The organism is Peribacillus sp. ACCC06369 (genome assembly GCF_030348945.1).
GTDB lineage: Bacteria > Bacillota > Bacilli > Bacillales > DSM-1321 > Peribacillus.
Map to the genome: position 1 here is coordinate 877,915 of NZ_JAUCEN010000002.1, position 22,474 is coordinate 900,388.

20 protein-coding genes and 1 pseudogene are annotated in these 22,474 nt (G+C 40.1%); 19 read left to right on the forward strand and 2 right to left on the reverse strand.

The genetic code is table 11. The features are described 5' to 3' along the window. Positions 1-36 precede the first annotated feature (36 nt). From QUF78_RS05130 to QUF78_RS05160, 7 genes and pseudogenes are all read left to right on the forward strand, one after another. Entirely contained in the window at positions 37-915 is an 879-nt protein-coding gene (locus tag QUF78_RS05130; RefSeq protein WP_289323825.1) for a sugar phosphate isomerase/epimerase family protein, read from the forward strand. A gap of 4 nt (positions 916-919) precedes the next feature. Beyond that, a complete protein-coding gene (gene iolI, locus QUF78_RS05135; protein ID WP_289323826.1) occupies positions 920-1,765 on the forward strand; it encodes a 2-keto-myo-inositol isomerase in 846 nt (281 codons plus the stop codon). Positions 1,766-1,806: 41 nt separating this feature from the next. After that, entirely contained in the window at positions 1,807-2,661 is an 855-nt protein-coding gene (fba, locus tag QUF78_RS05140) for a class II fructose-1,6-bisphosphate aldolase (RefSeq protein ID WP_289323827.1), read from the forward strand. 108 nt (positions 2,662-2,769) lie between these two features. Continuing rightward, positions 2,770-3,978, forward strand: a complete 1,209-nt coding sequence (locus tag QUF78_RS05145; RefSeq protein WP_289323828.1) for an MFS transporter — start codon at positions 2,770-2,772, stop codon at positions 3,976-3,978. 23 nt (positions 3,979-4,001) lie between these two features. After that, positions 4,002-4,955, forward strand: coding sequence for a sugar phosphate isomerase/epimerase family protein (locus tag QUF78_RS05150; RefSeq protein ID WP_289323829.1), 954 nt, complete (start codon positions 4,002-4,004; stop codon positions 4,953-4,955). Positions 4,956-5,025: 70 nt separating this feature from the next. Next, entirely contained in the window at positions 5,026-6,042 is a 1,017-nt protein-coding gene (locus tag QUF78_RS05155; RefSeq protein ID WP_289323830.1) for a LacI family DNA-binding transcriptional regulator, read from the forward strand. A gap of 66 nt (positions 6,043-6,108) precedes the next feature. Next, positions 6,109-6,392: pseudogene (locus tag QUF78_RS05160) on the forward strand (BclA C-terminal domain-containing protein); the annotation flags it as partial. Between the two features lie 269 nt (positions 6,393-6,661). On the opposite strand, the gene QUF78_RS05165 reads toward QUF78_RS05160, so the two are convergent. Continuing rightward, entirely contained in the window at positions 6,662-8,065 is a 1,404-nt protein-coding gene (locus QUF78_RS05165; RefSeq protein ID WP_289323831.1) for a sigma-54 interaction domain-containing protein, read from the reverse strand. A gap of 322 nt (positions 8,066-8,387) precedes the next feature. On the opposite strand from QUF78_RS05165, the gene speB reads away from it, so the two are divergent. The 7 genes from speB to QUF78_RS05200 all read left to right on the forward strand — a co-directional run bounded on the left by speB (position 8,388) and on the right by QUF78_RS05200 (position 15,379). Further along, positions 8,388-9,386, forward strand: a complete 999-nt coding sequence (gene speB, locus QUF78_RS05170; protein WP_289323832.1) for an agmatinase — start codon at positions 8,388-8,390, stop codon at positions 9,384-9,386. 97 nt (positions 9,387-9,483) lie between these two features. Then, on the forward strand, positions 9,484-10,923 hold the full coding sequence (locus tag QUF78_RS05175) for a sodium:solute symporter family protein (RefSeq protein ID WP_289323833.1): 1,440 nt from the start codon (positions 9,484-9,486) through the stop codon (positions 10,921-10,923). Positions 10,924-10,965: 42 nt separating this feature from the next. After that, the gene (locus QUF78_RS05180) at positions 10,966-11,727 is read left to right on the forward strand and encodes a class II aldolase/adducin family protein (protein ID WP_289323834.1); all 762 of its coding nucleotides are present in this window, start codon (positions 10,966-10,968) and stop codon (positions 11,725-11,727) included. A gap of 64 nt (positions 11,728-11,791) precedes the next feature. Then, positions 11,792-12,781 carry a D-2-hydroxyacid dehydrogenase gene (locus QUF78_RS05185; RefSeq protein WP_289323835.1) on the forward strand — a complete coding sequence of 330 codons (990 nt, stop codon included), beginning with the start codon at positions 11,792-11,794 and terminating at the stop codon, positions 12,779-12,781. Positions 12,782-12,971: 190 nt separating this feature from the next. Beyond that, positions 12,972-13,064, forward strand: a complete 93-nt coding sequence (locus QUF78_RS05190; protein ID WP_220126990.1) for a putative holin-like toxin — start codon at positions 12,972-12,974, stop codon at positions 13,062-13,064. Between the two features lie 253 nt (positions 13,065-13,317). Next, on the forward strand, positions 13,318-13,890 hold the full coding sequence (locus QUF78_RS05195) for a TetR/AcrR family transcriptional regulator (RefSeq protein WP_289323836.1): 573 nt from the start codon (positions 13,318-13,320) through the stop codon (positions 13,888-13,890). A gap of 61 nt (positions 13,891-13,951) precedes the next feature. Continuing rightward, on the forward strand, positions 13,952-15,379 hold the full coding sequence (locus QUF78_RS05200) for an MDR family MFS transporter (RefSeq protein ID WP_289323837.1): 1,428 nt from the start codon (positions 13,952-13,954) through the stop codon (positions 15,377-15,379). Positions 15,380-15,504: 125 nt separating this feature from the next. Here QUF78_RS05200 and QUF78_RS05205 read toward each other — a convergent pair whose 3' ends face one another. Further along, the gene (locus QUF78_RS05205) at positions 15,505-16,359 is read right to left on the reverse strand and encodes an alpha/beta fold hydrolase (protein ID WP_289323838.1); all 855 of its coding nucleotides are present in this window, start codon (positions 16,357-16,359) and stop codon (positions 15,505-15,507) included. Between the two features lie 264 nt (positions 16,360-16,623). Here QUF78_RS05205 and QUF78_RS05210 point away from each other — a divergent pair, with 264 nt between their 5' ends. The 5 genes from QUF78_RS05210 to nikD all read left to right on the forward strand — a co-directional run bounded on the left by QUF78_RS05210 (position 16,624) and on the right by nikD (position 22,468). Beyond that, the gene (locus QUF78_RS05210) at positions 16,624-17,682 is read left to right on the forward strand and encodes an alkene reductase (RefSeq protein ID WP_483313828.1); all 1,059 of its coding nucleotides are present in this window, start codon (positions 16,624-16,626) and stop codon (positions 17,680-17,682) included. A 525-nt stretch (positions 17,683-18,207) separates the two neighbouring features. Further along, entirely contained in the window at positions 18,208-19,830 is a 1,623-nt protein-coding gene (gene nikA, locus QUF78_RS05215) for a nickel ABC transporter substrate-binding protein (RefSeq protein ID WP_289323839.1), read from the forward strand. A 20-nt stretch (positions 19,831-19,850) separates the two neighbouring features. Then, on the forward strand, positions 19,851-20,795 hold the full coding sequence (nikB, locus tag QUF78_RS05220) for a nickel ABC transporter permease subunit NikB (protein WP_289323840.1): 945 nt from the start codon (positions 19,851-19,853) through the stop codon (positions 20,793-20,795). Further along, positions 20,792-21,622, forward strand: coding sequence for a nickel ABC transporter permease subunit NikC (nikC, locus tag QUF78_RS05225; protein WP_289323841.1), 831 nt, complete (start codon positions 20,792-20,794; stop codon positions 21,620-21,622). The genes nikB and nikC overlap by 4 nt, the downstream gene beginning before the upstream one ends. Before the next feature lie 18 nt (positions 21,623-21,640). Then, on the forward strand, positions 21,641-22,468 hold the full coding sequence (nikD, locus tag QUF78_RS05230) for a nickel import ATP-binding protein NikD (RefSeq protein ID WP_289327233.1): 828 nt from the start codon (positions 21,641-21,643) through the stop codon (positions 22,466-22,468). Positions 22,469-22,474: the final 6 nt, after the last annotated feature.

Genomic DNA, 22,474 nt, shown 5'->3' on the forward strand with positions numbered 1-22,474 from the left:
ATTGAAACGAAAAATGAATTATAGGGGGAAAGACCAATGAAACTAGCTTTGGATCCTACGATGTATGCCAATTTATCATTAAAAGAAATGGTCGATAAAACAGCTGAACTAGGCTATGAATATATCGAACTGTCACCGAGGGAAGATTTTTGTCCATTCTATAAATACCCTAAAGTGGATAAGGAACAGATTAAGAATTTGAAACGCTGGTGTAGCGACGCAGGTGTGAAGATATCATCCTTGCTTCCGCTTTACTACTGGGCCGGTCCTGATGAGGAACGGCGCCAGGCCGCAGTCCGTAATTGGAAACGTGCCATTGAAGTGGCAGTGGAATTGGATGTTGACTTGATGAATAGTGAATTTAACGGATCTAAATTCAATGAAGTTATCTGTGAAGAGAAATTCATTAAATCAATGGATGAGCTCCTCCCGGTGTTTGAAAGGGAAGGCGTCAAACTGAATTTGCAGGCACACCCATTCGATTTCATTGAAACGCATGAGGGAGCGATGGATATGATCCGTGCCCTTGACCGTCCATGGATCAACCTTGTGTATTCAACCGCACATACATTTTTCTATGACGATGGCAAAGGCGATATTGCCCCTATGTTCGATTCTGCCGGGGATCGCCTGAAACATGTCTTGTTTGCAGATACATTTAATCATAAAGCATCCAACGGACTCCGTTATATCGTCAATCCTCCAGGTGTCGAGGCAACCGTCCACCAGCATTTGAACATCGGCGAAGCGGAAGTTGACTTTGATACGATCTTCAAAAAACTGAAAGAAATGAATTTTGACGGCATCGCGACAAATGCAGTATTTGCTTGGATCGACAAAGCAGACTGGTCAAGTAAACTTATGCTTCAAAAAATGAGAGACGGATTGGGTTTAGCAGAAAGAATTGGAGGCTGACAGAATGAAACTTTGTTTCAACCAAGCGACAACACTTGAAAATTCCAACTTGGTCAAAGATCTCAAATACTGTGAAAAACATGGTTACGATTATATCGAAATCCGTACCATGGATAAATTGCCTGAGTATTTGGAAGAGCACTCTATTGAAGACTTAGCCGAATTTTTTAACGCAAATCATATTAAACCACTTGCCTTCAACGCGCTCGTATTCTTTAATAACCGAGATGAAGACGGCCATAAGGCGATAATAGCCGAATTTAAAAACATGATGATCATGGCGAAGAAATTGGGTGTTAAATATGTGGTGGCGGTTCCACTTGTAACGGAAGCGAAAATATTGAAAGAAGATATTAAAAACAGCTGTGTGGAAGTATTGACGGAGCTTTCCGAAATCGCTGAACCGTTTGGCGTAAAAATTGCAGTCGAATTTGTCGGGCATCCGCAATGTACTGTGAATACATTCGGTCAGGCATACGATATTGTTGAAAAAGTCAATCGTGATAATGTTGGGTTGGTGCTGGACTGTTTTCACTTCCATGCTATGGGTTCCAGTTTGGAGGACTTGAAGAAAGCGGATGGGTCGAAAATCTTCATTTTACACATTGATGATACAGAGGATTTTCCAATCGGTTTTTTGACGGATGAAGACCGGGTGTGGCCTGGGCATGGTGCCATAGATTTAGACAGCATATTATTCATCTTGAAGGGAATTGGTTATTCTGACGTCGTATCTGTTGAATTGTTCCGTCCTGAATATTATGAACTCGATGCTGAAGAAGCCATTAAGACTGCAAAAGAAACGACAATTCAAGCTATCTCGAAATACTTTGTACTCCAGAATGCGTGAGTAAAAATGGTAATCTCGGGAAAATGGGGGGTGATGGAATTATGCCTTTAGTATCAATGAGAGAGATGCTTTTGAAAGCAAAAGCAGGAAGTTATGCTGTGGGTCAATATAATATTAATGGTTTGGCATTCGCCCAGTCTTTTTTACAGGCTGCCAATGAGGAACGAGCGCCAATCATACTTGCGGCATCGGACAGGCTCGTTGATTATCTTGGCGGATTTAAAACGATTGCGGCTATGGTAAAAAGCCTTATGGAAGAAATGGACATTACGGTTCCGGTTGCCCTTCATCTTGATCATGGAATGGATGTGGAACGCTGCAAGAAAGCGATCGATGCGGGTTTTACATCGGTCATGATCGATGGCTCCCATCATTCAATAGATGTAAATATTGAAATGACCAAAATGGTTGTCGACTATGCCCAAAAGAGCGGCGTTTCCGTTGAGGCGGAAGTGGGGACAGTCGGTGGGACGGAGGATGGCCTCGTCGGAGGTATTCAATATGCAAATCCCCATGAATGCACGAGGATTGTAAAAGAAACGCAAATTGATGCACTAGCGGCTGCTTTGGGTTCCGTTCATGGTCCATATCAAGGAGAACCTAAACTCGGTTTTGAGGAAATGGAATTAATTTCGAACATGACGAATGTGCCTCTCGTCTTACATGGAGGTTCAGGTATTCCGCTGCACCAAATCAAAAAAGCAATTGAACTAGGACACGCTAAAATAAATGTCAATACCGAAAACATACAAGTGTGGGCAAAAACGATTCGGGAAGTATTGGCCGTTGAAGGAAAAGTATATGAGCCTCGCGCCATCATCACACCAGCGAAAGAAGCTATCATCTCCGTCGTGAAGAGAAAAATGGCACAGTTCAATACAATTGGAAAGGCTTAAGTATGTAAAGGTGTTCCCAATTACGTTGCGGGCACCTTTTTGTATATTCAGTTTTTGAATGAGGTGCCATTGCTGAAAAATAGTTCGCTGGTCAGAGGAAGGGTTGCAATGACTTTGTTACATACCGCACGAAATAGATTTTTATTTTTAGTGCTCTCATTTATTTTTTGGTTTTCAAATTTCATTTATATACCCATTTTGTCTCCTTACCTTGAGACGATTGGAGGGGATTATACATTTATCGGCATGGTATTAGGCAGTTATGGGCTGATGCAATTTCTCTTCAGGCTTCCGTTCGGAATTTTTTCCGACCTCATAAAAGTAAGAAAACCTTTTATTATCTTTGGAATGGTCGTGAGTACGTTGAGTTGCGTGACTTTTGCTTGGGCCGATAGTTTAGGCTGGATCCTTTTGGCCCGCTCGTTAGCTGGAGTTGCCGCCGCAACATGGGTAGCGTTCACCATTTTGTTTTCCAGCTATTTTTCAGAACGTGATCTTCACCGAGCTATGGGCAGTATCTCGTTAGCAGTGGTTCTGGCACAGCTGCTTGGAATGGTGGTCAGCGGATACATTGTCGATCAATGGGGATGGCAAGCACCTTTTTGGATGGGAGGGATTATCGGTTTCGTTGGTATCGTCCTTTCACTTTTTATTTACGAATCGAACGAAGACTTTCTGAAAGAGCCTATTCAATTGAAAGAACTCGTATCAGTTATGCTTGAGCCGGCGCTTTTAAAAGTATCATTTCTATCCATTCTCGCACATGGCATCATCTTCACGACAATGTTCGGCTTCACTCCGACATTTGCTTTAAAGCTTGGTCTCCAGACTGATGAGATCAGCATGGTCATCTTTTCATTCATGATTCCTCATGCCATTGCCACCATGCTTAGCGGAAAGATATTCGTACCATTATTCGGACAATGGAGGTTACTGAAACTAGCTTTCGGACTAACGGCCATTTTCACAACATGTACGCCATTAATAGATACAAAAGAGATGCTTTTTCTGATTCAAGGGTTGAATGGATTCTCATTAGGAATTCTTTTTCCATTATTTTTAGGAATGGCGGTGGAGTCGATTCCCCTTGAAAAAAGGGCAACGGCCATGGGTGCATATCAAGCAATTTACGCGATTGGTATGTTTGCGGGACCTTTTATTGCGGGAGTATTGATTTCACATTTAGGTATTTCTGCAGGATTTTATTTTTCGGGTTCACTTGGTGCAACTGCTGTATTCTTTATGATTTTATGGAGCCGCCATAAAGGAAAGAAACCGAACAGAGAATTGACTGAGCGGCATGTACGGGATGTCTAGTTTAAATAGAGGAGGAAAACTTTATGAAGGTTGGTTTAGTTACTGATATTTTAGGCTACATGCCATTTGAAGAGATGCTGGATACGTGTGTTGATCTGGGAATAGAGACACTCGAGCTTGGATGCGGCAATTGGTCGGGGGCGCCACATCTCGATTTGAATGAACTTCTTGGAAGTCCCACAAAACGAAAGCGGTTTTTAAATGAATTAAATATAAGGGGGATGAGCATTGCAGCGTTGAATTGTTCTGGCAATCAGCTTGACCCATCAGAAGAAGGAACCATACATAAATCCGTTGTGGATAAGACCTTTCAGCTAGCAGGGCTTTTGGGTGTCGAAACGGTTGTCATGATGTCGGGATGCCCTGGCGGCGGACCAAGTGACAAGACGCCCAATTGGCTGACACATCCTATTTTGCCCTCGCATTTTGAGATGCTTGATTGGCAGTGGAATGAGGTGGCATTCCCTTATTGGGAAAAAGCGGTGACAACGGCAAAAGAACATGGAGTTCGAAAGGTTGCCATCGAAAATCTGGGCTGCAATTTAGTTTACAATCCTGAAACACTCTTTAAATTAAGGCAAGAAGTCGGTGATACGGTCGGCATGAATTTTGACCCGAGTCATTTATTTTGGATGGGCGGTGACCCCATCGCGGCTTTAAGGACATTAGGAAGCGCAGTTTATCATATTCACGCAAAAGATGTCAGGTTAGAAAGAGGGATATATGATGTCCAGGGATTGATTGATGTAAAACCAATGAACCAATACGCAGGAAGATCATGGAATTACGTTGCACTTGGATATGGTCACGACAGTGGCTGGTGGAAAGAGTTTTTTACTATCGTTAAAATGATAGGTTATGAAGGACCGATCGTTCTCGAAATGGAAGATTTAACAATGGCGCCATTAACAGGCGTGAAAAAATCCATGAATGTTTTGAAAGAAACGTTGCCTAGGGAATTCGATATTTTAACATGAAGTCTAAATTACTTTATAATGGACTTAATGAAAATGACAAAATAGAAAATAGGCAGGTGGAGATAATAGAATGAAAATGAGCGATGTGGCGAAATTGGCCAACGTATCTCCCGCAACCGTTTCAAGAGTGCTCAGACAGCCGGATTTAGTAAGTGAAGATACCAAACAAAAGGTGCTGCAGGTGATTGAAGAGATGAACTACAAGCCTCACATGATTGCCAGTCAGTTCAGGACGAAAGAGACAAAGATCATTCTGGTCGTCGTACCGGATATAACAAGACCCTTTTTTTCCGAAGTCCTTCGGGGCATTGAGCATACTGCTGTAGAAAATGGCTATCAGGTTATATTGGGAGATACCGAGAATGACATTGAACGGGAAAAGGAATACATCGATTTGCTATACAAAAAGCAGGCGGATGGAGCGGTACTCCTAACCGCTAGAATGAACAAAGAAAGCCTGGAAAATCTCTCAAATCAATTCCCGATTGTACTGGCATGTGAATACGTGGACGGACTGGACATTCCAACTGTATCGATCGACAATGTAAGCAGTGCCAGAAAAGTAACGGAACATTTAATCAAGCTTGGACATACACGAATTGCTCATATAACAGGCCCCATGAATATCATCCTTAGCCGGGATCGCTTAGGGGGGTTCCAGCAGGCAATGAAGAATCATCACTTGAAAGTCAATCAGGAATTAATCCAAGAAGGGGGGGATTATAGCATTGACTCAGGGTATGACCAGATGATGAAATTATTATCGCTGGAAAAAAGGCCTGAAGCAGTGTTTGTTTTTAATGATGAAATGGCGCTGGGAGCTGTAAAAGCGATCCAGGATCATGGGTTGAGCGTTCCCAAGGATATTGCTGTCGTAGGTTTTGATAATTTGAAAATAGCATCCATTTTTCATCCTCATATTACGACCATTGACCAGCCTAAGTACGAAATAGGGAAAAAAGCAACAAACTTATTGCTGACCTTAATGAAAGGCGGAACCGTTGAAAAGAAAAAATTCGTTATGAAGGATGAGTTAATCATCCGCGAATCTTGCGGTGCCAATTTGGAAAAAAGTTTGAATGCGTAAAAATGTTTGGCAAGATTGCTATGTTAGTAAATGAGTGGCTTCCTTTTATGGGGGCCTTTTTGTATGGTGTTTACCGTTCATGTTACTGGTCGTTATTATTTGACGTATCAAATAAATACCACCGCTGGACTTCTTGCTGGTTCGAGGTTGATTTTAAATGGTGCCACGCCTATTCCTAGCTCCATAATATCACCAGCTGTCGCGATTTCTAATTATAATAATGATGTGATTGTAAACTTATCAGCAGGTGATTCAATCTCTCTTCAGATATATTTGGTTTAATTGCCACCGTTGTCTTAACGGGGGGAGGATCTGCAGGAGCTTCACTGACGATCATTCGTTTGAGTTAATCTAAGTCCACAAATCTTAAACATTGAATATGGAACGTAAATGATATTTGTGAATCCCATTCATCTTGAATGGGGATTTTTTTGTTGATTGAATGTATTATGGATTTTTTATTGGACTTATTGTCGATAATCATCATTGGTTTCATTTCGAATTGATCATTTTTGGCGCTTGCATATATAGTTTCAAAAGCACCCTTAGCTAGAATGGCATCCATTACTAAAGGCTAAGGACCATTCATGGTTGCAAACGGGTTTTAATCCAGATGAATTTACAAGTACTTTTTGTATTTCTTTAATTTATAGATGACTGTTGGCTGGCTGATACCCATATGTTCTGCCATTTCGTAGGTTGTTTTACATTTTTTCCATGCTTTTGCAATCAGTTGCCTTTCAACCTTTTCCAGTGTCTTCTTTAAATCGAAATTCTCTTCACATTCTTGTTCGATTGCCAAGAAGGTGGAATCTTCCGGCTGTTCTATTTGCCCTGTGATGGATTGGGGAAGGTGTTCGGGAAATATATTTGGCTCTTCAATGGTCAGGATTAATCGTTCAATTAAGTTTTCTAATTCTCGTATATTTCCTGGCCAATGATAATGGGTCAAAACTTCATAAGTCGATGGATGGATTTTTTTGAATTTCTGGTATTTTTCATTGGTTTTCTGTAAGTAATGCTGTATTAAGAGAGGTATATCTTCTTTACGTTCATGTAGTGCCGGAATTTGGATGGGAATCACATTCAAACGATAAAATAAGTCCAATCTAAACTTACCTTGACTTACCATCTCCTTCAGATCTTGATTAGTTGCTGTAACCAGGCGGAAGTTAATATGGTTTTCTTTTTTTCCACCGATGCGCTTTATCTTTTTTTCCTGTAATACTTTCAGTAATTTGGCTTGCATGGCAAGTGGGAGTTCCCCGATTTCATCTAAGAACAGAGTCCCGCTGTCAGCCTGCTCAATCAGGCCCTGCCTCCCTTGTTTATCTGCTCCTGTAAATGATCCCGGCTCATAGCCGAATATTTCTGATTCAAACAAACTATCAGGTATCGTGCTGCAATTCACTTCGATAAAAGGTTCTTTCTTTCGGTTGCTTTGGTCATGAACAGCACGGGCAAAAGTGCTTTTCCCTACCCCGGAAGGTCCTAATAAGAGTATCGTGGCATCGGTTTTTGCGACATTATGGATCGTTTTTAAAATATGCTTCGTTTCGTTACTTCTAGCAATCAAATAATGGTAATCAAGTTCCTTTTCTCTTAAATCCTCGACTTCCGTTTGATAGCCTTTTACTTTTCGTTGTAATTGCTCAAATTGATCCTGCAATTGCAGGATCTCGGTTTGATCCTGACCATAGCTTATTACCCTAACGAGAAGTCCTTCCTTATTAAAAATGGGATAGCCAGTCGACATGACAACATGACCGGTTTTTGTTTCTTGCATTATCCGCTTCGCTTTCTTTTCTTTTAAAACAATCGCATTGATGGAAGGTGTGAGAAGGCCCTCACTTTCTAATTGATAGACGGAGGTACCGATATAAGAGTCACTTTCCATACCATAAATCTCCCAAAGCTTTGGGTTGGAATATAAAATGATTCCATCTTGATCGGTAATGAGTATGTTATTATTAGATGTTTCAATAATCTTATTTAGTTCTTCCTCCAGCATATCGTCGTACATAGGTCCCGCTCCTTTGGGTTTTGAGATGGTTATTAATTAAAATATAAATCAAAAAGTCGGAATAATCAAAAATTAAATCAATAAATAAGAAAATGATTAAGTTATTAATCATTTGATGAAACAGAAATAACGAAAAGCCTTATAAACCGCAGCTAAATAGTTGGCGTGAATCTTGCTTATGTAAAAGGTAAGAAGATAATTTTAAAACAAGGGTGTTATATAATTCTATTCTTCTATTAATGTATAAAAAGGTGGAAGTTTATATGGCATCGTGCAATGCCATGGAGTGAAAAATAATAGTGGAAATTTAGGAGGATGTTACATGATGAAGTATCAACCGAAAGACTCATTCAAATCACCCCGTTTTTGCGGAGTACGTACGTTTATGCGGCTTCCATTTGTTGAACAGGTAGATGAACATATGGATTTTGTCATTACGGGAATTCCTTTTGATTCCGGGCAATCATTTAGGACGGGTGCGAGATTCGGACCAGAAGCCATTCGCGATTTTTCAATCCTTTTACGTCCTTATAATCCAGAACAGGATATTAATATTTTTGATTATATATCAGGAATTGATTATGGAGATATTCCAATCATTCCTGGCTATATTTCTGAGACTTATAAAAAGATTGAAGAAGAGCTTACCCCCATCATTGATAAAGGGATCATTCCCATTTCATTAGGAGGCGATCATTCTATTACTCTAGGGGAGTTACGTGCAATCGTTAAAAAACATGGACCAGTTGCCCTGCTTCAATTCGATGCTCACTCTGATACTTGGGATAGTTATTTTGAACAAAAGTATAATCACGGAACCGTTTTTCGCCGCGCAATAGAAGAGGGCCTCATCGATGTATCGCGTTCTCTTCAAATTGGTATGAGGGGTGGTCTGTACGGACCGGAGGATCTTCAGGATGCCCGGGATTTAGGGTTGGGCGTTTATACGACGAACGATTATAAACGTATCGGGGTTGAAAAGATGCTTGGAGTCATTCATGAGCGTGTCGCGAAGGGGCCGGTGTTTTTATCTTTTGACATTGATTTTTTAGATCCCGTTTATGCACCTGGAACAGGAACCCCGGAAGTTTCAGGGGCCAGCATTGATGATGCTTTAGCCTTTGTAAGAGGTTTGACAAATATAGATTTTGTAGGATTCGATCTCGTTGAGGTTTTACCATCATACGATCACGGACAAGTCACGGCTGCCGCAGCGGCTAATATCGTCTATGAATTCATCACACTCATCGCTCTCGCAAAAAAAGGGAAACTGGAGAAAAAAGAGAGAGTTGGAGATCTGGAAACGCAGCTTAACAACTAGTTTCCTCATTTAAATGGAAGGAAGGAATGGTATACTTCCTCCTTCCCTCCCTCTATAAAGCGATAAAAACAAAACAACCCCAAAAGGAGATGTGTAAATGCATATTTTGGATATATCGATCATGACTCTATATTTTTCTGTTTTAATCATTGTGGGAGTAATCGGGTCCAAACGGGCAAAAACAGCAGATGATTTCATTGTAGCAGGGCGTAATCTGGGTCATTTTATGTATTTATCCTGTTTAGCTGCTGTGATATTAGGGGGTGCTTCTACTCTAGGAACAGCAAAGTTAGGTTATCAGTTTGGGATATCCGGTATTTGGCTAGTGGTGATGATCGGTCTCGGTATTATTGCTATCGGGTTGTTTTTAACAAATAAGATATTTGATTTAAAAGTGCTGACGATCAGTGAGATGCTTGAGAAGCGCTACAATTCTCAAACAAGATTGATCAGTGCCCTGGTCTCTGTCATCTATACATTCATGCTGACTGTAACGCAAGTGATTGGGATGGGGACGATATTACATGTTTTGGCAGGCTGGAATTTAACGGTTTCCATGATAGTCGGGGGTGGGATCGTTTTATTTTATACAATATTAGGAGGTATGTGGTCCGTCACCATGACTGATGTCGTGCAATTTGTCATCATGACGATCGGTATTTTCTTTATCATGCTTCCAATGAGCGTCTCTAAGGCAGGAGGGTGGGGCTCGCTTAAGGAAAATCTCCCTGCATCACATTTCGAGTTAGGAAATATTGGCGGAGAGACAATTTTTCAATACTTCTTATTATTTACTCTAGGGGTTGTTGTTGGACAAGATATTTGGCAGCGTCTTTTTACCGCACGAACCAAAGCGATATCTCGTGGCGGAACGGTTGGAGCAGGAATATATAGTGTTTTTTATGCGATTGCAATCAGTATAATTGGAATGTGCGCTTTTATTATCCTTCCTAATTTAGGAGATCCACAAAATGCATTTACTAGCATAGCGATGGAAACTTTACCTGCTGGTCTATTGGGGGTTGTCATTGCGAGTGTGGTATCTGCCCTAATGTCTACAGCTTCAGGAACGTTGCTTGCTTCTTCCACTTTAGTTGTTAATGACATCATAAAAAAATATATCGGTCCAGGAATGAGTGAACGACAATTTTTAAAAACATCCCGGATTACAACTTTAACGATTGGTGTATTGACCATAATCGTTTCGATATGGATTCAAGATATTTTAGTTGCATTGGATGTAGCTTACGCAATTTTATCCGGTGCTGTGTTCTTTCCGATCATCCTTGGCTTCTTTTGGAAGAGGGTCACGGCTACAGCCGCATTTTACTCCATTCTGGCCAGCATGGTCGTTATTATTGTGGGATTGGTGATTAATGGACCTTCCTCCACACAACCAATTCTGTACGGGCTTGCTACTAGTTTTGTCGTCATTACTGTACTTACTTTCTTAAGTTCCAATAAAAATAACGAGAACAAAAGTGAAGTCAAGCAAGATGGAAAGGGTAAAGCTGACATGGATACCATGGCTAATTGATTGGTCAGCAAAAAAAGGAAAAAGATCGAGGAGGAAAGAATAATGACAAAGACAATTTCCCTGCAACCCGCAACATTCAATACTATGGAAGAAGAACGTAATCACCGGAAAGAACGGTTGGCAGCTTCATTCCGTCTTTTTTCAAAGTTTGGATTCGATGAAGGGATAGCTGGCCACATTACGGTCCGTGATCCTAAATATACAGACCATTTCTGGGTCAATCCGTTTGGGATGCACTTTAGTCAAATTTCCGTTTCAGATCTGATATTGGTAAATCATAAAGGTGAAATTGTAGAGGGTGAACATTCAGTAAATGGTGCTGCCTTTGCCATTCATTCGGAAATTCATAAAGCACGACCGGATGCCATTGCAGCGGCACACGCTCATTCGGTATATGGAAAGACATGGTCTTCTTTAGGGAGACTGTTAGATCCGATTACGCAAGATGCCTGCCAATTTTACAATGACCATGCATTATTTGATGATTTTACTGGTGTGGTTTATGCATCTGAAGAAGGGAAACGCATTGCCAGGGCTCTAGGTCAATACAAAGCTGTCATCCTCCGCAACCATGGATTGTTAACGGTGGGTCAATCTGTAGATTCAGCTGCTTGGTGGTTCATAACGATGGAGCGTTCATGTCAAGCACAGATAATGGCTGAATCTGTAGGTAAGCCCATTTTTATTGAAGAAGAGTATGCAAAGCTAACGGCAGAACAAACGGGAACGGAATATGAGGGATGGTTGAGTTTTCAGCCTCTTTGGGACAGAATCAGAAAAGAGCAACCAGATTTCTTGAATTGATCATAAAGCACGCTATGGTATGATCGCATTCACATTTAACATGGGTTCTTGAGGAGGTTTTATTATGTCCGCTTCCAAGAAAAAATCACCTTCACTTTATATAAGGGTCGATATACCGGAAAAATACATCAACGAGTTTAAGGAGATTTGTTCAGAAGTTGTTGTCGAGCCATGGGAATTCGGCGAACCTGAACCACAGCCAACAGTTGATCTATCAAAGTTTGATGTCCTTTATACGCTGGGGCTTCATGATAATCTTAACATTATAAAAAATGCTCCAAGGATTAAATGGATCCATTCAGACAGTGCTGGAGTTGAGGCCATGCTGACTGAAGATATACAAAACAGCGATGTCATCATCACCAATGTCAAAGGCTGCACATCTGTCCCGATAGCCGAGCATACAATTGCGATGCTATCTTCGTTAGCAAGAGGTGTGCCGGCAATGATCAGAAATCAAATAAACAAAACTTGGGTTGAAATTCCTGTGAAAGATCTTGAAAATGCGACAGTTGGGATAATTGGGTATGGTGATATTGGCTATGAGATAGCAAAGAGATGTAAAGCACTAGGTATGACGGTTATTGGGTGCCGCCGGAATCCCGCCAAGAGGAACGACGAATATGAACCTGCTGATTTGATAATGGGCATGGATCAAGTGGATGAAGTCCTTTCTAGGTCCGATTTTGTTGTATTGGCACTCCCGTTTACGAAAGATACCTCGTATTTTTTTAATAAAGAACGCTTAAATAAAATGAAAAAAGGCAGCTATGTAATTAATGTCGGCCGGGGTAATACGATTGTGGATGAAGATTTAATCGATTCCTTGAGCAATGGGCACATAGCAGGAGCGGCGCTCGATGTGTTTGAAGTAGAACCTTTACCTGGGGATCACCCTTTTTGGCAGCTGGAAAATGTCATGGTTTCCCCACATAATGCTTATAACTCTTCCAAACACCAAGATCGTGTGATGGAGTTATTCCTGAAAAATTTAAAACTTTTTTCTGAAGGTGAACCACTAATGAACGTTGTGGAAAAAAAACTGGGTTATTAACAGGAATGGTTTATTTGAAAAGGAAGTTCTCAAGAATGGGAACTTTAGATATTTAAATGATATGACTGAAGTAGGAGGGTAGACCCTGATTGGGTTTACTCTTTTTTTGATTAAAAGTTTCTGATTCATGTTTTTCCTTGTATAGGACAATCTCCGATCAGGAAAAGCTGGATGTAAGGAGGCGATGTGAATGGGTACTTTCGAAGTTATTTCCCTGATGCTAAGCTTTGGCATGTTTGTAATTGCTATTCTTGATTTCAAAAATCATGACAAGAATCCTTGAAAAGAAAGGCCGATGTGTTTGATAATTGGAAGCGTTTAATAAATACTGGGTACAATATAGAAGGTATTGATTTCCTCTATTCTTTAAACTTGCAGAGAACACCAATATGAGGTGTTCTTTTTGTTGTAAAATTATTTCAAATGGGTTCATTAGTAATCCCATCCACTCAAAAGCTGTCATCTTTGACAAAACAATGATATGCAAGTATAGTGCTAATAGACCGGTTGATATAATTTCAAGGAGTGATCCAGCTATGGCAGAAAAACGAAACTCTAAAGACATTCTTATTGAAGCTGCTTCCCGGCTTTTTCGAATACGTGGATATTATGGTGTAGGGCTTAAGGACATTATTGAGGAAAGTGGTATCCCAAAAGGTTCGCTGTATCATTATTTTCCGAAAGGCAAAGAGGAATTGGCGATAGAGGCGATTAATCATACAAAAGAATTCGTGATAGATGAAATTCGACGGGGATTTGATGAAATAGAAGACCCTATCAAAGCCATTCAGGCTCATATTTTTCAATTATCCGAGGTTTTTGGTGATAGTGAAAATCTATTAGGACTGCCAATCGGGACGATTGCAGCGGAAACATATACTACGAGTGAGCAGATAAGAACGGCCTGTCAAGAAGCGATAGAAGATTGGCAATCCATTTATGTGAAGAAATTACTCGAGGCGGAATACAGTGAGAAACGGTCAAAGGAATTGAGTATCGTAATTAATGCTTTAATTGAAGGAGGTATCCTTTTATCCTTAACGGCGAAAAACGGGGAACCTCTCCAAGCCATTGCGGAACAGATACCATTATTGCTGATAAATAAATAATTCATCGGGAAAAATTATTATAAGCTTAGGTCGAACAGTTAGTAATTGGAGGAATCATTTTATGTCTACAGATGCAGGACAGCAACAAAACCCAGTCATTAGAACGACCCCCATTTTAATTGCATTTTTAATTGCAGGGTTCATTGGGTTATTCAGCGAGACGGCTTTAAACATGGCGCTGGGGGATTTAATACAGGAATTCAATGTCAGTCCTTCCACCGTGCAATGGCTGACAACGGGTTACTTATTGACATTGGGGATATTGGTTCCCGTTTCGGGACTCTTGATTCAGTGCTTCAATACCCGTCAATTATTCATTGCATCAATGGTGTTCTCGATCATTGGGACGCTCATTGCAGCAATTGCACCTGGGTTCGGCATCTTGATGCTAGCCCGTGTCATCCAGGCAATCGGAACGGGTCTTTTATTGCCCCTCATGTTCAATACCATTTTATTGATTTTCCCTATTCATAAAAGGGGAGCGACGATGGGATTGATGGGGCTGGTGATCATGTTTGCCCCAGCCATCGGGCCGACAGTTTCAGGTTTGATTATTGAAAATCTAAAATGGAATTACATTTTCTGGGTGTCTTTGCCGTTCTTTGTGATCGCTTTACTATTCGGTCTCAAGTATATGCAAAACGTTTCAACAATCACCAAACCTAAAATCGATGTACCATCCATTATTTTATCGACCATTGGTTTTGGTGGAATTGTTTATGGCTTTAGTATTGTTGGAGAGCAAGGGTGGAATAATGCGATAGTTCTATCCTCGATCATTGTTGGCCTTATAGCGCTGTTCCTGTTTGCTGTAAGACAATTCAACATGGATAAACCGATGATTGACTTGCGCGTTTTTAAATATCCGATGTTCACGATAGGGTTAATAACCGTCTTCATCACCTTCATGATCATCATGTCATCCATGATTCTCTTACCGTTATACTTGCAAACCGGGCTTGCATTAGCTGCGTTTTCTGCTGGGCTCGTACTTTTACCTGGTGGAGTGCTTAATGGTATCATGTCTCCGGTTACGGGGCGCATTTTTGATAAGTTCGGACCAAGGGGATTAGTGATCCCAGGCTTCATTATCATGATTGTCATGTTATGGACTTTGACGAACGTAACGACTGAAACATCGATCATTATGGTAATCGTCATGCATACTCTCCTTATGATTGGTGTTTCGATGGTCATGATGCCAGCCCAAACAAATGGCCTGAATCAACTGCCGAAAAATCTTTATCCGGATGGAACGGCTCTAATGAATACATTGCAACAAGTATCGGGGGCCATCGGTACAACCGTTGCCATTACCATCATGTCAGCATCACAAAAAAATTATATGGCAAATGCAGAAGATCCGTTCGATCCATCTGCCATTAGCGGTTCATTGACTGCAGGCGTTCAAGATGCCTTCATTTTTGGTCTTGTCCTAGCAATCATTGGCTTGATCGTATCGTTTTTTATCAGAACTGCACGAGACTAATAAGATATATTAATGGAAAAAGATAAATTAGCCAGCAGGGAAAAGATTTTCTCTGTCTGGCTTTTTTGTTTGAAAAAGGATATTGGTGCTTTAAAAGAACTTAATAATTTTTTACGCCCCATTAGTTACACTGTTTTGTATTCTATTCTTCTAAAATCCGAAACCATATTAAGGAACTTCGCATTTTCTTCTAAATAAGGGAAGTGGTTACTCTCTTCAAAGATATAAAGTTTCGAATCCATCAATCCAGCATCGATTTCTTCTGAGAAGACTAAAGGGCATTGTGCATCATGTCGTCCACAATAAACAATGGTGGGAATTCTAACTTTTGATAGTTCTTTTTGTAAATCAAAATTAGGTAGGTCATTAAAAGAAAAGTAATCTAACCTTCTATGTACTACTTTGCCACTGGAAGGTCTTTGAAAATATTCAGCTTTTTTTTCAATATTGTATAAAGACATATCTGTCCATTCTCTATTGGCAGATCTTCTTTCCTCAATAGTGGTATCCGGAGACTTCAAAATAGAGAATATCTCTTTCAACCTCTTGTTAAGTGAACTACTGGGGCTATACATACTTCCTTCGTGTTCCATATATTTTTTTGTAGCAGTTGCCCCTCCGACCATTAACTTTGAAAGGGTATTAGGAAATGATGTTACATAGACCAACCCTAACATTCCTCCAGTTGAATGTCCTGCAAAACTCCATCGCTCCAATACTAATGCTTCCCTAATAGCTTCCAAATCCATAACTGTTTGACTCATACTCATTTCTTCGTCTGACTCTGCATTACAAGAGTTTCCCGCTCCCTTTAAATTTACAAGATAAACTTTAAAATCACTTACAAAATTATCAGCAAAATAATAGCCAAGTTCATTAAATTCGCTATATAAATGAGTGATACAAACAGGTTCACCTTCTCCTTGGACAAAGACCTCGAACTTTCCACGGCTTGTTTCAACCATTTGTCGTTTCCACATAAAAACACCCCATCTTTTTTATTTTTAATAAGGTTATGTCCAGTCCTTATAAACATTCTTGTGCTATCCTGTTCCTTAATATCTAAAAGTTAACAAGAATACCATAAGGGTAAAATCGTTTTTACTGGTCTTTATTACCATATTTTATCAAAAACTATGAAGATCAGAGTGAATTATTTGAAAATTAACCACTTATCGGATAATCTTACACAATAATAGTTACTAAAAGTCAGCTCAATAAAGCGGTTAACAGGAGGAATTCAAATGAATACAATAAAAACTAAAATGTTTGAACCTGTAACAATAGGTGCATGGAACTTAAGAACAAGAACGGCAATGGCTCCTATGACACGGTCGTTTGCCGATAACGAAACCGGTGTTGTAAATGACCTGACCGTAGAATATTACCGAAAACGGGCTCAAGATGGAATCGGACTTATCATTACTGAAGGTGTAGTGATTTCACCAAGAGCAAAGGGCAATCCTGGAGTTCCCGGAATATATACACAAGAGCAAATCAACGGGTGGAAAAAAGTAACGGAAGCTGTACACGCTGAAGGCGGAACGATCATAGCGCAAATCTGGCATGTTGGCCGTGCAAGCCACCATGAAATTGCAGGAGGACTTCCTCCGCAGGCTCCTTCTCCTATCGCTGCTGAAGGAAAGGTTTCACGATTCGGAAAACCTTTTGATACTCCTGAAGAAATGACAGAGACGGATATTGAAGAAGTGGTGAACCAATATAAACAAGCTGCTAAGAATGCGATGGATGCTGGCTTTGACGGCGTTGAAATTCATGGCGCACACGGCTACTTAATAGACCAGTTCAATTCCGACACTTCCAATAAAAGGACCGATCGGTACGGTGGTAATTTAAAACAGCGTCTGACCTTTATGAAGGAAGTGCTAAACGCGGTTATTGATGCGGTTGGAGTGGATCGTACCCTTATTCGTTTCTCAGCTTTGAAAATTGACCAGCCGTCTTACATGTGGGAAGATCCTGAAACAGCGATCCAAACATTTATTGAAGCGTTTAAAGAAACAGGAGTCACAATGATCCACCCGTCCACGATGGAATTCACCAAACCGATTGCAAGAGGATTAACCATGCATGAATTGGTACGCAGCCACTGGGATGGAATAATAGTTGGAGTGGGGGGGCTTGATCCTGAAACAGCAGAAGCTTCACTGGAAAAAGGCATCATTGATGTTGCGGCAATCGGACGTCCGCTTATCGCCAACCCGGATTATCTAACACGAATTAAGCAGGATGAAAAACTTGTTGATTACGAGGCAAAGAAACATTTAGGGCAACTGATTTAATAGAGAAAAAACAAAGCCTTTCTTAAGAGGCCAGTGCACCGAAGTAACCATTCATTTTTTCTCTCAATTAACTGATGCGATTCTTCATTAAGAAGGGTCGCCTTTTCTTATGGAACTAAAAGTGGTGAATAGTGATATGTATTTGGTAAGCTTACTGGTCATTTTAATAAATAAGGTGAGGAAACGGGGATATCAATGGAATGAATCATGGTTATCGGAGTGTCCGCGGGTGTCGGAAAATCAACTTTTGCAAGAAGGCTTGGAGATAACAGATAATCTGCGGGGTGGGGGGATATGCTGAAAAAAGGACAACATTAACAAGGAGTGAAGACTCTCCAAAGCGAGATTGAATTCATATATATATTATTTGGAGTAGCATCATCATTCATAAATGAAAAGGATATTGAGGTTCTATGTTTCTAACAAAACATATTATTCTAGAGTTTCGACATTATATTGACAATAATATAGTTACTCTTTAGAATTGAAAATGATTCTCAATATGGTACTGGAGGCACCAATGTTATGTCAAAAAGAAGAAACAGCAAACAAGTGTTATTTATATCTGCCATCGTTTTAATTTTATCAACGCTTTTACTTGGATGTACAAATGAATCAAAAGAAAATTCAACTTCAAATAAAGACAGTAAAGACATGCTTACTTTTGCTTGGCCTAGAGATATAGGTGAAATGAATCCGCATGTCTATAATCCTTCTCAATTATTCGCTCAATCGATGGTATATGAACCTTTGGTTAGCTACCAAGATGGAGGCGAGCTGAAACCACATTTAGCTGAATCTTGGGAAATTTCCAAGGATGGGAAGGAATATACGTTCAACCTGCGTCAAGATGTGAAATTTTCTGACGGTACAAGCTTTAATGCTGAAATTGTGAAAAAGAACTTTGATGCTATATTGAAGAATGTTGATTTACATAGTTGGTTGGGCTTTATTCCCAAAGTGGATCAAACGGAGGTAATTGACCAAAACACGTTTAAACTAACATTAAAGGAGCCATATTATCCTACTATTCAAGAGTTAGCCGTCGTTCGTCCAGTCCGTTTCTTAGGTGATGCTGGATTCCCTAAAGATGGTGACACTTCAAAAGGCGTTACAAAACCAGTCGGTACAGGTCCATGGATTTTGGAAGAATATAAAGCAGATGAATATGCTATTTTCAAACGCAATGAAAATTATTGGGGTGAGCTCCCTAAAGTAAAGAAAATCAAAGTCAAGATCATTCCTGATGCTGAAACCCGAGTTCTTGCTTTTGAAAAAGGAGACCTAGACCTTATTTATGGTGAAGGGGTTATCAGTCTAGATTCGTTCAAACAATTAGAAACAACAGGTACCTATGAGACTAGTATTTCTGAGCCGGTTGCGACAAGACAACTAGTTATGAATACGAAGAAAGATCAGCTTTCAGATATACGTGTTCGTCAGGCGTTACAATATGGATTTAATAAAAAAGCAATGGTTGAAGGAGTTACTTCTGGGTTGGAAGAGAAGGCAGATTTTATTTTACCGACAAACTTCCCGTATACTTCAGACATTGATGTAACAGCGATTGATTATAATGTTGAAAAAGCACAAGCTTTATTAGATGAAGCAGGATGGAAGCTGCCAAAAGGAAAAAACGTTCGTGAGAAAGACGGAAAACCACTTGAAATAGAGTTAATGTACGACTCTGCAGAATCGATTCAAAAAGCAATGGCCGAAACATTACAATCTGAGTGGGCGGCACTGGGTGTTAAATTAAATATCGTTGGAGTTGAGCTTACGGTACAAATTCAAAGATTCAAAGCTAATGAATTTGAATTGAATTTCTTTAGTAACTATGGCGCACCCTATGATCCTCATACTTTCGTAAACATCGTTGGTTCAGAAGGATTTGGATTTAACGAAGCCATTTCATCTTATCCGAACAAAGATAAGTTGTTAAAACAAATTGCTGATGTTCCTAGAACAACAGATGAAAAGGAACGTCAAGAACTTTACTCGACTATTTTGGAATCACTGCAAGACCAAGGAGCTATTGTACCTATTTCTTATATTAAGAAAATAGCTGTTTATCAAAAAGATGTATCAAATTTCACATTCCCTGCTAACCGGGATGAACATCCATTCACAGGAATTAGCATCAAGTAGTAAGATACAGGAGGGCTTTCATGGGAACTTATATCTTGAAACGAATTATGGCCATCATTCCCATCTTTCTTTTGGCCACTCTTCTAACGTTTGGAATGATTCACCTTTCACCCGTGGACCCAGCTGAGGCATATTTATCTGCAGCACATATCCAATCTACAGATGAGATATTGGCTCAGAAAAGACATGAGTTTGGCTTAGATCAACCCCTCCATGTTCAATATGTAAACTCTATCATTAAGATATGCCAATTTGATTTTGGCATATCTTATGTTTCGAATAAACCTGTTTGGGACGAGGTTACATATCGAATGCCAGCGACCATTCAGTTAGCTTTAGGTAGCATTATATTAGCGGTCCTGGTCAGTGTCCCTCTTGGATTTTTGGCAGGCATAAAGAAAAACAGTGGTATTGACCATTTTAGTCGAATTCTCTCTTTTTTCGGGGCATCCATCCCTTCTTTTTGGCTTGGTTATTTATTGATTTTTTTCTTTTCTGTTAAACTCGACCTATTTCCTGTTGAAGGAATCGGAACGTTGCAACATCTGGTTCTCCCTTCCGTTACTTTAGCTTTGCCATTAATAGCCTTGTATACTCGATTGTTACGTGCCAGTGTTCTTGAAAATTTACAGGAACCTTATATCCTTTTTGCTCGTACAAGAGGGATTCATGAAAAAGTGATTATGGGAAAACATGTATTGAGAATAGCCATATCTCCTATGATTACTGGACTAGGGATGAATTTAGGAAAGCTACTGACTGGAACCATTATTGTCGAAGCGGTCTTTTCCTGGCCAGGATTTGGTCGTTATTTTATTGAAGCTATTTTTAATCGGGATGTTCCTGTCATTCAATGCTATGTGCTTTTAGCAGCGGGACTATTCATTTTTAGCAACTTGATTGTTGACCTTATTCAAATGTGCATCGACCCACGCATCTCCAGAAAAGGAGGGCAACGTCAATGATAACAAGTCTTCGCATTATGATGAGAAGTCAGAAAGTGATTGTCCTTTGTTCGATAATATTGAGTTTCCTATTTATCATAACCATCTTGGCTCCTTGGATTGCACCTAATGATCCCATTGCTGTCAATTTAGCTAATAAACTACAGCCCTCTTCCTTTGAGTATCCATTGGGAACTGATCATTTAGGGAGATGCACGTTATCACGCATCTTATATGGAGCTCGCATTTCGTTAGGATTTGCCACATTAATCTTTATTTCATCTTTAGGCATCGGTTTGATTGTTGGAACCATTGCTGGTTATAAAGGTGGATGGGTGGACCAGGTGCTAATGAGACTTTGTGATGGTGTTATGGCATTTCCGAATCTTTTGCTCATTCTTGGACTTGTTGGTATATTGGGACCTGGCCTTAAACAGGTCATCTTAGCATTGATGCTTGTGCAATGGGTGTATTATGCGAGAATTTTCCGAGGAATGGTACTTAGTCTGAAAGAACAAAACTATATTGCGGCAGCTAAAATAAGCGGTTCTTCTCAATGGAAGATAATAAAGAAACATATTGTTCCAAATGTTCTCCCACCGCTAGCTGTTATGGGTACATTGGAAATGGGTTGGGCCATCATGGATATATCCGCCATGTCGTTTCTAGGTTTAGGTGTGCAACCCCCTACTCCAGAATGGGGAGCAATGATTCATGAGGGGAAATCGTATATCCGGACGAATCCAGAATTAATGCTATATCCAGGTTTGATGATTATGCTCGTTGTCGTCACCTTCAATTTATTAGGCGAAGCGCTATCAGAACGTTTTGGAGTCAAACGTCGTTAATAAAAAGGAATGAGAAGATTGAGAACAGAACGGTCGAATGTATTAAAAGTGAGCGATCTACATGTACAGGTACAAACAAAAGATGGTGCTTCCACCCTCGTTCAGGATATTAATTTTGAACTGGAAAAAGGGAAGGTACTGGGGCTTGTTGGGGAAAGTGGGAGTGGTAAAACCGTTACGAGTATGTCCATTCTGCAGCTTCTTGATCGGAAAACAACGACGATTGAAGGAAGCATTACCCTCCAAGGACGAGAATTGAATGGTTTAGACGATAAAGAAATACGTGAAATTCGTGGCAAGGATATTGCCTTCATTATGCAAAATCCGATGAATTCATTTACGCCTGTTTTTACAATCGGCAATCAATTTATCGAAACGATTAGGTCACATACCTCATTGAATAAAAAACAAGCAAAAGAGCTTGCCATCGATGCGATGCAGAATGTAAACCTGCCAGATCCCGCGAAACTATTAAAAAGCTATCCTTTTCAATTGAGTGGAGGTATGCTTCAACGCGTGATGATTGCGGTAGCAGCATGTTTAAATCCTTCCGTTATTATTGCTGATGAGCCGACAACTGCACTCGACGTTCATAACCAATTACAAGTACTTCGCCACTTGGATAAAATTCGTTCTGAATATGGAACATCCATTTTACTCATTTCTCATGATCTGGGAGTCATTTCTGAAATGGCAGATGATGTAGTCGTTATGCAACATGGCAGAATTGTAGAAACTGCAAATGTATTTGAATTATTTGATAATCCACAGCATGAGTATACAAAGAAACTGCTAAATGCCCGCCTTATCTTAAATCATGAAGAACCTATCACCCATATGTTGTGATATATA

Bases quoted from the DNA above. Each gene is read 5' to 3' on its own strand.
- QUF78_RS05195 (WP_289323836.1), top strand. From the start codon at position 13,318: ATGGCAGAAAAACGAAACTCTAAAGACATTCTTATTGAAGCTGCTTCC.
- QUF78_RS05190 (WP_220126990.1), top strand. From the start codon at position 12,972: ATGGGTACTTTCGAAGTTATTTCCCTGATGCTAAGCTTTGGCATGTTT.
- QUF78_RS05185 (WP_289323835.1), top strand. From the start codon at position 11,792: ATGTCCGCTTCCAAGAAAAAATCACCTTCACTTTATATAAGGGTCGAT.
- fba (WP_289323827.1), top strand. From the start codon at position 1,807: ATGCCTTTAGTATCAATGAGAGAGATGCTTTTGAAAGCAAAAGCAGGA.
- iolI (WP_289323826.1), top strand. From the start codon at position 920: ATGAAACTTTGTTTCAACCAAGCGACAACACTTGAAAATTCCAACTTG.
- QUF78_RS05150 (WP_289323829.1), top strand. From the start codon at position 4,002: ATGAAGGTTGGTTTAGTTACTGATATTTTAGGCTACATGCCATTTGAA.
- nikB (WP_289323840.1), top strand. From the start codon at position 19,851: ATGGGAACTTATATCTTGAAACGAATTATGGCCATCATTCCCATCTTT.
- QUF78_RS05130 (WP_289323825.1), top strand. From the start codon at position 37: ATGAAACTAGCTTTGGATCCTACGATGTATGCCAATTTATCATTAAAA.
- QUF78_RS05145 (WP_289323828.1), top strand. From the start codon at position 2,770: ATGACTTTGTTACATACCGCACGAAATAGATTTTTATTTTTAGTGCTC.
- nikC (WP_289323841.1), top strand. From the start codon at position 20,792: ATGATAACAAGTCTTCGCATTATGATGAGAAGTCAGAAAGTGATTGTC.
- nikA (WP_289323839.1), top strand. From the start codon at position 18,208: ATGTCAAAAAGAAGAAACAGCAAACAAGTGTTATTTATATCTGCCATC.
- QUF78_RS05205 (WP_289323838.1), bottom strand. From the start codon at position 16,359: ATGTGGAAACGACAAATGGTTGAAACAAGCCGTGGAAAGTTCGAGGTC.
- QUF78_RS05175 (WP_289323833.1), top strand. From the start codon at position 9,484: ATGCATATTTTGGATATATCGATCATGACTCTATATTTTTCTGTTTTA.
- QUF78_RS05210 (WP_483313828.1), top strand. From the start codon at position 16,624: ATGAATACAATAAAAACTAAAATGTTTGAACCTGTAACAATAGGTGCA.
- speB (WP_289323832.1), top strand. From the start codon at position 8,388: ATGATGAAGTATCAACCGAAAGACTCATTCAAATCACCCCGTTTTTGC.
- QUF78_RS05155 (WP_289323830.1), top strand. From the start codon at position 5,026: ATGAAAATGAGCGATGTGGCGAAATTGGCCAACGTATCTCCCGCAACC.
- QUF78_RS05200 (WP_289323837.1), top strand. From the start codon at position 13,952: ATGTCTACAGATGCAGGACAGCAACAAAACCCAGTCATTAGAACGACC.
- QUF78_RS05165 (WP_289323831.1), bottom strand. From the start codon at position 8,065: ATGTACGACGATATGCTGGAGGAAGAACTAAATAAGATTATTGAAACA.
- QUF78_RS05180 (WP_289323834.1), top strand. From the start codon at position 10,966: ATGACAAAGACAATTTCCCTGCAACCCGCAACATTCAATACTATGGAA.